This is a genomic window from Testudinibacter sp. 'clade 2' (genome assembly GCF_006227735.1).
Taxonomy (GTDB): domain Bacteria; phylum Pseudomonadota; class Gammaproteobacteria; order Enterobacterales; family Pasteurellaceae; genus Chelonobacter.
In genome coordinates, this window is the sequence record NZ_VDHB01000021.1 from 1 (window position 1) to 10,891 (window position 10,891).

General features: G+C 44.3%; 13 protein-coding genes. 8 read left to right on the forward strand and 5 right to left on the reverse strand.

All coding sequences use genetic code 11. The features are described from left to right. Positions 1 to 99: 99 nt before the first annotated feature. Both FHQ30_RS02685 and FHQ30_RS02690 read left to right on the forward strand, forming a co-directional pair. A complete protein-coding gene (locus FHQ30_RS02685) occupies positions 100 to 570 on the forward strand; it encodes a LexA family protein (protein ID WP_267963880.1) in 471 nt (156 codons plus the stop codon). Positions 571 to 688: 118 nt separating this feature from the next. After that, entirely contained in the window at positions 689 to 2,542 is a 1,854-nt protein-coding gene (locus tag FHQ30_RS02690) for an SLC13 family permease (RefSeq protein ID WP_139612231.1), read from the forward strand. An 84-nt stretch (positions 2,543 to 2,626) separates the two neighbouring features. On the opposite strand, the gene groL is transcribed toward FHQ30_RS02690, so the two are convergent. From groL to FHQ30_RS02705, 3 genes are all read right to left on the reverse strand, one after another. Beyond that, entirely contained in the window at positions 2,627 to 4,267 is a 1,641-nt protein-coding gene (gene groL / locus FHQ30_RS02695) for a chaperonin GroEL (protein WP_139608538.1), read from the reverse strand. A 47-nt stretch (positions 4,268 to 4,314) separates the two neighbouring features. Next, on the reverse strand, positions 4,315 to 4,605 hold the full coding sequence (locus FHQ30_RS02700) for a co-chaperone GroES (protein ID WP_132964264.1): 291 nt from the start codon (positions 4,603 to 4,605) through the stop codon (positions 4,315 to 4,317). Positions 4,606 to 4,762: 157 nt separating this feature from the next. Beyond that, positions 4,763 to 5,236, reverse strand: a complete 474-nt coding sequence (locus FHQ30_RS02705) for an FxsA family protein (protein WP_139612230.1) — start codon at positions 5,234 to 5,236, stop codon at positions 4,763 to 4,765. 217 nt (positions 5,237 to 5,453) lie between these two features. Here FHQ30_RS02705 and aspA point away from each other — a divergent pair, with 217 nt between their 5' ends. The 4 genes from aspA to FHQ30_RS02725 all read left to right on the forward strand — a co-directional run bounded on the left by aspA (position 5,454) and on the right by FHQ30_RS02725 (position 8,620). After that, positions 5,454 to 6,875 (forward strand): aspartate ammonia-lyase, encoded by a 1,422-nt coding sequence (aspA, locus tag FHQ30_RS02710; protein ID WP_139612229.1) that lies wholly within the window; start codon positions 5,454 to 5,456, stop codon positions 6,873 to 6,875. Between the two features lie 214 nt (positions 6,876 to 7,089). After that, positions 7,090 to 7,800, forward strand: a complete 711-nt coding sequence (locus FHQ30_RS02715; RefSeq protein ID WP_139612228.1) for an HAD-IA family hydrolase — start codon at positions 7,090 to 7,092, stop codon at positions 7,798 to 7,800. A 180-nt stretch (positions 7,801 to 7,980) separates the two neighbouring features. Then, a complete protein-coding gene (locus FHQ30_RS02720; RefSeq protein WP_139612227.1) occupies positions 7,981 to 8,343 on the forward strand; it encodes a type II toxin-antitoxin system RelE/ParE family toxin in 363 nt (120 codons plus the stop codon). Continuing rightward, the gene (locus FHQ30_RS02725) at positions 8,336 to 8,620 is read left to right on the forward strand and encodes a helix-turn-helix domain-containing protein (protein WP_139608542.1); all 285 of its coding nucleotides are present in this window, start codon (positions 8,336 to 8,338) and stop codon (positions 8,618 to 8,620) included. Before FHQ30_RS02720 ends, FHQ30_RS02725 begins: the two co-directional genes overlap by 8 nt. On the opposite strand, the gene FHQ30_RS02730 is transcribed toward FHQ30_RS02725, so the two are convergent. Further along, on the reverse strand, positions 8,612 to 9,514 hold the full coding sequence (locus FHQ30_RS02730) for a DMT family transporter (RefSeq protein WP_139612226.1): 903 nt from the start codon (positions 9,512 to 9,514) through the stop codon (positions 8,612 to 8,614). The genes FHQ30_RS02725 and FHQ30_RS02730 overlap by 9 nt on opposite strands. Further along, positions 9,514 to 9,870: a dihydroneopterin aldolase gene (gene folB, locus FHQ30_RS02735; RefSeq protein ID WP_139612225.1), complete on the reverse strand. Its 357-nt coding sequence runs from the start codon at positions 9,868 to 9,870 to the stop codon at positions 9,514 to 9,516. The genes FHQ30_RS02730 and folB overlap by 1 nt, the downstream gene beginning before the upstream one ends. 118 nt (positions 9,871 to 9,988) lie before the next feature. Here folB and plsY point away from each other — a divergent pair, with 118 nt between their 5' ends. Then, positions 9,989 to 10,591, forward strand: coding sequence for a glycerol-3-phosphate 1-O-acyltransferase PlsY (plsY, locus tag FHQ30_RS02740; protein ID WP_139612224.1), 603 nt, complete (start codon positions 9,989 to 9,991; stop codon positions 10,589 to 10,591). 13 nt (positions 10,592 to 10,604) lie between these two features. Next, positions 10,605 to 10,891, forward strand: a 287-nt coding sequence (locus FHQ30_RS02745) for a hypothetical protein (RefSeq protein WP_139625141.1), incomplete at its 3' end; no start/stop codon positions are given.

Here is a 10,891-nt window from a genome sequence, read left to right on the forward strand (position 1 = left end):
CTGTATAAAAATACAGTATAAATCACTGTATAAATACCCAGTTAAATAGTGCCGGCGTTCGTTAAAGTTAAAAAATTGACACAAAAGAAGGAGCGAATTATGTATAACAATATGAATAGCATCGATAATTCAGCCAGACATCCCTATTCTTACCAACCAATGCCGGTCTATGACGATCAACGACAGGCAACATTTCATTTCGGCAAGCAAAGTGCGGTCAAATACAAAATGGATCTGAACCTTTACTGTATCAAAAAACCCAAACAGACATTTTTTATGCGAGTGAATAACCCGCATTTGACCTCTTGGGGAATTGAGCAGGGTGATATGTTGGTTATCGAAGAAACCGCTCAAATTATACCCGGTGATTTGGTGGTGATTGAACAAAACGGCAGTTTACAGTTGTACGAATTTTTTTCAGCAGAAGAGAATAATTTGATCTTTTTTTCGCTAGATTCCAAACATGATAATTTACGGGTTCCCTCACTACAGCAAGTGCGGTTGCAAGGTGTGATCACCAATACAATTCATCAATTCAGAGGGCGTATTAAAGGCGATAGAGCCGCCTGATGGCAATTTTTTATTGATTCAAACCTATTGATTCTGCTTCTGTGCTATAGTGGACAACCAGAGTACCAATTTGTCCGCAATCGGAAGTAGCCATCAGAACAGGGAGTTAAATCAAGTCATGCTTTTGCAACAATACCTTTCAATCAGTCCGCCATTATTTTTAGTCCTCGCTTTTTTAGTGATTGCGGTTTGGTTGTTTATCTCCAATAAAATCAGAATGGATGTGGTGGCGTTGTTGGTGATGGTGGCATTCAGTTTGAGCGGAATTTTGAGTGTGCCGGAAATTTTGGCTGGATTTAGCGATCCAAATATTATTTTGATTGCGCTACTGTTCGTGGTCGGTGAGGGGTTGTTGCGAACTGGGGTTGCCTATCAAGTGAGTGAATGGCTGATTAAAGCGGCTGATAATAATGAAGTCAAAATACTGGTGTTGCTGATGGTGGCGGTGGCGGGATTGGGCGCATTTATGAGTTCTACCGGCATCGTGGCGATTTTTATTCCGGTGGTCTTGGCGATTTGCACTCAGATGAATATTTCACCGAAACGCTTGATGATGCCACTGAGTGTGGCTGGCTTAACCAGTGGGATGACAACGTTGATCGCAACACCGCCTAACCTGATTGCGAATGCTGAATTGGTTCGGGCAGGAGAGCCGCAGCTTGGTTTTTTCACCTTCACTCCGATTGGTTTGATGGTGTTAGTATTAGGAATTGGCTATATGCTGTTTGCCCGCCGATTTTTGGATAGTGATAACCAAGGCCATGAGGAAAACAACTATAACCGCACTTCGATGAATGATTTGATCGAAAGTTATCAAATTCAAGATCGTTCCAAGCAGGCACTGGTAATGCCCGGTTCGCGTTTGATCGGCAAAACACTCGATGAACTGCACCTACATTCTCAATACCGTATTTTAGTGGTTGCAGTCGAGCGCTGGCGCCGAATTCGTCACATTGTCGTCACTGCGTCTGCATTGACCGATGTGCGCGAGAAAGATATTTTATTACTGGATATTGCCAACAACGACTTGGATTGGGCGCAGTTTTGTGAAGAATACGGATTGAAACCGATTGAAGTGCGTGGCAACTACTATAGTGAAAAAGCGAAGTCGGTCGGCATGGCGGAGATTTCACCGATTCCGGAAAGTGCTAATTTGGGTAAAACGGTGCGTGAAATTAAATTTCAGCACAAATACGGTTTAATTATTGCCGGCGTTAAACGTGGCACCAAGCGGATTACCGAAGAATTAGCCGATGTCGTAATTACCACAGGGGATCAGTATTTGGTCATCGGTGACTGGAAACAGATTCGTGAATTGCGTAGCAGTAATAAAGACTTCTTTATGCTGAATTATCCAAGTGAGATTGATCAAGTTGCTCCGGCCATTACGCAAGCGCCGCATGCTATTTTGTCGGTGGTGACAATGGTGGCGTTGATGGTATCCGGCGTGGTGCCGAATGTGATTGCGGCACTGATCGCTTGCATGATGTTGGCAAAATTCCGCTGTATTGATGCACGCAGCGCCTATAATTCGATTCATTGGCCGAGCCTGATTTTGATTGTCGGTATGATGCCGTTTGCAATAGCGCTGGATAAAACCGGTGGGATTAGCCTTGCCGTCAGCGGTTTGATTGAGCTGGTTGGCGAATGGGGCATTCATGGGGTATTAGCCAGTTTATTTATTTTGTGTGCGCTAATTGGGTTGTTTATCTCCAACACGGCTACAGCGATTTTGATGACCCCGATTGGCGTGGCATTAGCAAATGAGCTTCAGACATCAGCGCTACCGTTTGTGATTACGATTGCAGTGGCAGCATCGGCAGCATTTATGACACCGGTCTCTTCTCCGGTCAATACCATGGTATTAGGGCCGGGCGGTTACAAATTCTCTGACTTCCTGAAAATTGGGGTACCTTTCACGATTATCGTGATGATTGCCACCGTATTGGTCGTGCCGATTTTATTTGGTTAGTGTTTTCGATTAAGCTTATAGCCAAAAAATAAAACCCCGATAACTCAATGTGTTATCGGGGTCTATTTCACGAGGGAAGTGCGGTTACATCATGCCGCCCATTCCACCCATGCCGCCCATTCCGGCGCCCATATCTGGTGCTTCGGCTTTAGGCAGTTCGGTCACCATACACTCAGTGGTGATCATCAGTCCGGCAATAGAGGCTGCGAATTGCAGTGCAGAACGGGTCACCTTGGTTGGATCCAAAATACCCATTTCAAGCATATCGCCATAGGTTTCAGTTGCAGCATTATAACCGTAGTTACCAACGCCGTCTTTAACGTTGCGAGCAACCACTGAAGCTTCTTCTCCGGCATTGGCAACGATTTGGCGCAATGGCGCTTCCATTGCACGCAATGCCAATTTGATGCCGACATTTTGATCTTCGTTATCACCGGTCAAATCAACCAGTTTGTTGGCAACACGGATTAATGCAACCCCACCACCGGCAACCACACCTTCTTCAACTGCAGCACGGGTTGCATGCAACGCATCTTCAACACGGGCTTTTTTCTCTTTCATTTCGACTTCGGTCGCAGCCCCGACTTTGATCACCGCCACACCGCCGGCTAATTTTGCCACACGTTCTTGCAATTTTTCACGGTCGTAATCAGAAGAGGATTCTTCGATTTGTTGGCGAATCTGTGCCACACGACCGCTGATTTGCGCTTGATCACCGATACCGTCGATAATCGTCGTGTTGTCTTTGGTGATGACCACACGTTTGGCTTGTCCCAGCTCTTCAATTGTAGCTTTTTCCAGCTCCATGCCGATCTCCTCGGAAATTACAGTACCCGCAGTCAGCACTGCAATGTCTTGCAGCATCGCTTTACGACGATCGCCGAAGCCCGGTGCTTTTACCGCAGCGACTTTTACAATGCCGCGCATAGTGTTGACCACTAAGGTTGCCAACGCTTCACCTTCAACATCTTCGGCAACGATAAACAGTGGTTTACCGGCTTTAGCGACAGCTTCCAGCACTGGCAGTAACTCACGAATATTGGAGATTTTTTTGTCAACTAGCAGGATATACGGATTATCCAATTCAACGCTGCCGGTTTCCGGTTTGTTGATGAAATAAGGGGACAGATAACCGCGATCGAATTGCATACCTTCAACCACATTTAATTCGTCTTCCAGACCGCTGCCGTCTTCCACGGTGATCACGCCTTCTTTACCGACTTTATCCATTGCTTCAGCAATTAATTTACCGACGGTAGTGTCAGAGTTGGCAGAAATAGTGCCTACTTGTTCAATCGCTTTTGAATCAGCACAAGGCACGGATAATTTTTTCAACTCTTCAACACTGGCGACCACAGCTTTGTCGATTCCGCGTTTCAGATCCATCGGATTCATACCGGCGGCGACCGCTTTTAAGCCTTCGTTGACAATAGATTGCGCCAATACGGTGGCGGTGGTGGTGCCGTCACCGGCAGCGTCATTGGCTTTAGACGCCACTTCTTTAACCATTTGTGCGCCCATGTTTTCGAATTTGTCTTCCAACTCGATTTCGCGCGCAACTGAAACCCCGTCTTTGGTGATTGTTGGTGCGCCGAACGCTTTGTCTAACACCACGTTGCGACCTTTCGGACCTAATGTCACTTTCACTGCATCGGCTAATACATTTACCCCTGCCAACATTTTGACACGAGCATCATTACCAAATTTAACGTCTTTTGCTGCCATTTTTTATATTCCTTCTATTACAATGAGTTATAGTAAAATAAGAGTGATTATTCAACGATTGCCAAAATATCGTTTTCAGAGATGATTAACACTTCTTCGCCGTCGATTTTTTCGCTTTTCACGCCGTAGCCTTCATTAAAAATAACGCTGTCGCCGACTTTCACATCCAGTGGCTGCACGCTGCCGTTTTCCAAAATACGACCTTTGCCGACCGCCAATACTTTAGCACGGGTCGATTTGGTGGCAGCGGAACCGGTCAACACAATGCCGCCGGCTGAACGGGTTTCAACTTCTTCACGTTTGATAATCACACGATCGTGTAATGGACGAATATTCATCTCACTTTCTCCTGATGTAGTTAGATTAATTAATTGAATGCGTTTGCGCAGTGTTCGGATACTTGCGTAACCATCACCGTGCAAAGTGCGGTTTTAATAATTGGTGAAAACTTAATATGGGCAAGGCTATCGGCTTTCAAGGGCAAAAATAAAATTTTTAATGTAAGCGTTTATCTTCATCGACTTTTTTGTCGTATTCCGCTTCATAAACGGTGCCGTTATCAGCACGATAGCGATCGTTAGTTTGGGCAAACCTGCCATTGAAAACAGCAAATGACCGCACTTTATGCGACACATATTTTTCGAGCAGGTGGGCGCTAAACGGCATCAGTAACAATATAGCGAGAATATCGCTTAGAAAGCCAGGAATCAAAAATAGCACCCCGGCAAGCAGCCAAAGTGCGGTTTGCACTAAACTTTGCGACGGCACTTCCCCTTGTCGCAGCTGCTGTTGCAGGCGCAGCATGGTGTACCAACCGCGCAGACGGATGATCCAAAGCCCGATAACGCTGGAAAGGATAAGCAACAGGATTAACGGAAAAACACCGATAGCACTGCCGATGGTGATGAGTAGGGATAATTCTAAATACACGTAAAGCCCGAAAATAGCAAATAAAATCAATAGTGGCATGCGGTGTCTCGTTGCAAAATTAAGTAGGGAATAGTCATTATAATGGGGGTAAAATTGCTTTTTTCAAGCCAAACTTATCGCAAGCCTCGAAGATTATAAAAAGTAATGAATAGCATAAATTTATGTCCAGTGATCAATGCTTTTAAATTGCTACAATATCGCCATCAACAGGCAGCAGCCACTGCCGATAATCAGTGACCATTAACAGGAGAATGCGATGACAGCAGTCAGAATTGAAAAAGATTTATTGGGTGAAAGAGAAGTGCCCGCAGATGTATATTGGGGCATTCACACCTTAAGAGCGGTAGAAAATTTTAACATTTCCAATGCGGTGATTTCCGATATTCCGGAATTTGTGCGTGGTATGGTGATGGTCAAAAAAGCGGCGGCATTGGCAAACGTTGAGCTGAAAGTGATTCCGAAAAAAATTGCTCAAGCGATTATTCAGGCTTGCGATACCATTTTAGAGCAAGGCAAATGTTTGGATCAATTTCCGTCGGATGTATTTCAAGGCGGAGCGGGCACTTCAGTCAATATGAATACCAATGAAGTGGTAGCTAACTTAGCGTTGGAATTGATGGGGCATCAAAAAGGCGAATATTGCTATTTAGATCCGATGGATCATGTTAACGCCAGCCAATCGACCAACGACTCTTATCCGAGCGGTTTCCGCATTGCGGTTTATAACAGTCTGATGAAATTGATCGAACAAATTCGTTATTTAAAAGAGGGGTTTGAAGCTAAAGCACAGGCGTTTGCCGGAATTTTAAAAATGGGGCGCACCCAGTTGCAAGATGCGGTGCCGATGAGTGTCGGGCAGGAATTTGCTGCGTTTGCGGTGCTACTAGATGAAGAAATTTTGAATTTATCGCGTACAGCGAATTTGTTATTAGAAGTCAATTTGGGTGCCACCGCAATCGGCACCGGCGTGAATACCCCGACAGGTTATCCGGAACTGGCAACCCGCTATTTGAGTGAAGTCAGTGGCTTGCCTTGTGTGCTGTCGCATAACTTAATCGAAGCCACTTCGGATTGTGGTGCTTATGTGATGGTGCATGGTGCGCTGAAACGTACTGCCGTCAAATTGTCTAAAGTATGCAACGATTTGCGTTTGTTGTCGTCAGGGCCACGTGCCGGATTAAATGAAATCAACTTGCCGGAACTGCAAGCCGGATCATCGATCATGCCGGCAAAAGTCAACCCGGTCATTCCGGAAGTGGTGAATCAGGTGTGCTTTAAAGTGTTTGGTAATGATCTCACCATCACATTTGCCGCTGAAGCAGGGCAATTGCAATTGAACGTGATGGAGCCGGTGATCGGACAAGCAATGTTTGAAAGCATTTCGTTGTTGAGCAATGCTTGTGTCAATTTGCGCGATAAATGTATTGACGGCATCACGGTGAATAAAGAAGTGTGCGAAAGTTATGTGTTTAATTCAATTGGAATTATCACTTATTTGAATCCATTTATCGGCCATCATAATGGTGATATTATCGGCAAAATTTGTGCTACCACAGGACGCAGCGTCAAAGATGTGGTGTTGGAAAAAGGCTTGTTGACTGAAGCGCAGCTGGACGATATTTTGTCACCGGAAAACCTGATGAATCCAAAATATAAAGCCAAAGCGATTGAAGAATAGATGTTATAAATCAGTACTTCCCTGAAGTAATATCAGGGATTTTAGTCAAACAGCCGCAGATTTCGGGATGAAAGCCACGCTTAAACCCAAAGCTGCGGCTATTATCATTGATTTTTCTTTCGATTCGGATCGCAATATTGAAATTTTATTTTTTAAACCGCACTTTGCGAATTAATGGCATAATGTCCCTCTTATTGATTTTTTAGGATTGATTATGCGTTTCTATCGCCAGCTACAGCCATTCAACATTATCAGCTTTGATCTAGACGATACTTTATATGACAACCGCAGCGTGATTGCTGAAGCAGAAAAGCAATTTTTGTGTGAGTTGCAGCGTGTGGCTGGCTTACCGCACTTGACGGCGGAAAGTTGGGGGCAAGTTAAACGTGCGGTTGCAGTGGCGAATCCGTTGATCATGGAAGATGTGGTGCATTGGCGGAAATCGGCATTGGTGTGCTTATTGCAACAAAGTGCGGTCGCTGCTGACAAAATTGAGGAAATCAGCAACAAGGTGATGGCACATTTTATCCATTGGCGCCATCAAATAGCGTTATCGCCACAAACAAAAGCCACTTTGGACAGCTTGGCACAACGCTATCCGCTGGCAGTGATCACCAATGGCAATGTTGACCCCAAAAAAATTGGCTTAACCCAGTTCAGCTTGTGCTTACGTGGTGGCGAGCACGGCAGGGCAAAACCGCACTTTGATCTATTCGCTCAAACCGCCGCTCACTTCAACGTGCGGCCAGATCAGATTTTGCACGTTGGCGATAATCTGCAAGCCGATGTGCAAGGCGCTGTTCAAGCGGGCTGTCAGGCGGTGTGGCTGAACCTAAACAGTGACTCATTGCTTGCGCATCAACAAAGCCGCAATCTACCCCATGTTGAATTGACGAATTTAAAACAGCTACTATTATTGGCGTGACCGCACTTTTTCCGATATTTGATTTCTATTTTTCGTGCCAGATCGCAATATTTTATACTGATCTTTCGATTTTTTTCTAAGCTTCGTTATTTTCCTTATCAGATTTATATAGCATTCAATAACTTTTAAGTTATTGAATGCATGTGTTTTGTATGTTATTGTCGGTGATAAGGAAGGGCTATGTTTGATATTGTATTTTATCAGGATAAAAAAGGAAAAGAGCCTGTTAAGTTGTATCTTCTTGAACTATCTAAAAAAAAGGATAAAGATAGTCGCATCAAATTGAACAAGATCCGTGATTATATTAAGGTATTAAGCTTGCATGGCGTCACCGCAGGCGAACCTTATATCAAACATTTAGAAGCAGAAATATGGGAAATAAGACCATTAAGAGATCGAATATTATTTGCTGCATACAAGAATCAGAGCTTTGTTTTATTATACCAATTTATGAAAACGACACGCAAAACACCACAGCAACATATTGAGCGAGCAAAGAAAAATTTAAAAGATATGATTAAAAGAGGAAATAATAATGAATAATATCTCTCCAATCGGTTCAAACTGGAATGATTTTGAAAAAGAGATTTTTAGTGTAGAGGAGATTAGAGAAAGTGATCTTAGGGTGGCATTGATTAGTGAGTTAATCAATGCCAGACAGGAATTAGGCGTTTCGCAAAAGAAATTGGAGGCTCTGAGCGGCGTTAAACAGCCCGTGATTGCAAGAATTGAGAAAGGTACATCGAATCCTCAGCTGAGTACATTATTAAAACTTCTTGCACCATTAGGAAAAACCATCGCAATTGTACCATTAAGGTGACCGCACTTTGCGGTTGCACAAAACCAAGCCACAAACAATCAAAATGCTGCTGATGATATGGTAAAGGTGGATTGGCTCTCGCAGAATAATAATACTTAAGGCAGCAGCAAACAGCGGTACAATATTGGTGAAGCTGGCACCTTTTGCTGAGCCGACAATGCTGATGCCGTAATTCCAAAAGATGTAGGACAAAATTGACGGAAAGATAATTAAATAAAGCACAATTTGCCACTGTGTGCTGCTGAGTTCGCGGTAAACTGCGTCGTCGCCTTGCACCAGTGAATAAAGATATATAGGGCTAAACAGCAGCACGCCGATAGTCACCAACGAGGTGACAAACACGCTGTTGATCAGTTGTGGCGGTTTGAGACGCACGATAGCGCAATAGGCCGCCCAACTTAGCGCCGAACCAATCGCCCAAATATCACCGCTGTTGATATTTAATGCTAACATATTTGACGGTTCGCCTTGAACCAACAGATAGAGCACCCCGATAAAGCTCAATATTGCACCGACTAACATGTGCGACTCAATCGGATCACGAAAAAATAAGCGGTTCAGCAACAGGGTAGCCATCGGCACAGCGGCTAAGTAAATGCTGGCATTTAATGCAGTGGTGGTGAGCAATCCTTGATATAAAAAAACCGGAAAGAAGATGATGCCTAATACGCCAAGTGCGGTCAGCAGCAGCCAATAGCGACGGATAATCGGCAGGCAAGGTTTCAACTGGCGGTGAAATAGCAACAGTAAAATAATCGCCGCCGGAAACCAGCGGCTGAAATTTAACATAATCGGCGGAATCTCGGCACTGACCATCTTGCCGAACATAAAATTGCCACCCCAAAACAGGCAAGCAAGCAGCAAGCCCAAATAGCCGTAAAACGCAGATGGCATCAGCGTTGCCCCCGCTCCACCACAATGCCGACCGCAGCCGCTTGCGCTACGGCACCAGGTTTGCTGAGTTTCAGTCGCAGCCATGGAATAGCAAAGCGTTGTTGCAGCTGTTCAGCCACTTGATAGGCAACCGTTTCGATTAACAAAAACGGCTTAGCTGCAATATAATCAATGATAAATTGGCTGACTTCGGCATAATTGAGGCAATAGTCAACGTTATCTTCCGCAGCTGCACGCTGACTGTTCCACGCCATTTCCAAATCGAACACCAGCTTTTGCTTAATCTGCTGCTCCCAATCATAAACTCCGATGGTCGCAAACACCGTCAGCTTTTCAATAAAAATCGTATCGTACATTTTTTTCTCATTTTGTGCGGAATAGAACATTTAGCGAAGATTATGCCACGAATTTTAGGTACAATGGATCATATTATCAAGATTCTTCACGTTTAATTGCGAAGCCAGTGAGGTTGTTATGAGCCTGTTTGCTGTTTTTTACATGATTTTTGCTTACTTGTTAGGCTCCATTTCCAGTGCGATTTTGCTTTCTCGCTTGGCAGGATTGCCCGATCCGCGCAGTGTCGGCTCCGGCAATCCAGGGGCGACCAATGTGTTGCGTAGCGGCGGAAAATGGCTGGCATTGCTGGTATTGGTGTTGGACATCTTGAAGGGTATGCTGCCGGTCTGGGCAGGTTACTACTTAAAACTGACCCATTTTGAACTGGGCATGGTCGCACTGGCGGCTTGCTTAGGGCACTGCTTCCCACTCTATTTCGGCTTTAAAGGCGGCAAAGGCGTAGCGACCGCTTTCGGCGCAATTTCGCCGATTGCGTGGGGTGTGGCAGGCAGTACGCTCGGCACATGGCTATTAGTCTTTTTAATCAGCGGCTACTCCTCGCTCAGTGCCGTGATAACCGCACTTTTAGTCCCATTTTACGTTTACTATTTCAAACCGGAATTCACCTTCCCTGTCGCCCTCGTCTGCTGCCTACTGATCTACCGTCACCACGAAAATATCCAACGCCTGTGGCGTGGACAGGAGGATAAAATGTGGAGTAAATTTAAGCGGAAACAATAGCTGGGGAGGTTTTATGTATAGTAAACGTATTTATGAACAGACTAAAAAGATTGCAAATAATACGGAAACGACTTTTGTTAGAAATGTAATAATCATTTTTCCATTTTTTGTTCTATGTGCTATTCAGAATGCTTTTGCTTCTTATTTAGAGGATATTGATAAAATATCTTTATATAGTGATTCTAATGTTTCACTAGGTATATTTATTTATATTACTTTCTTTCCACTTTTAGGCGTTTTTTTACTTTTTTCTGAAATCAAAAAACATGCAGTAAAACATGAAATTGGATTGGTTTATAT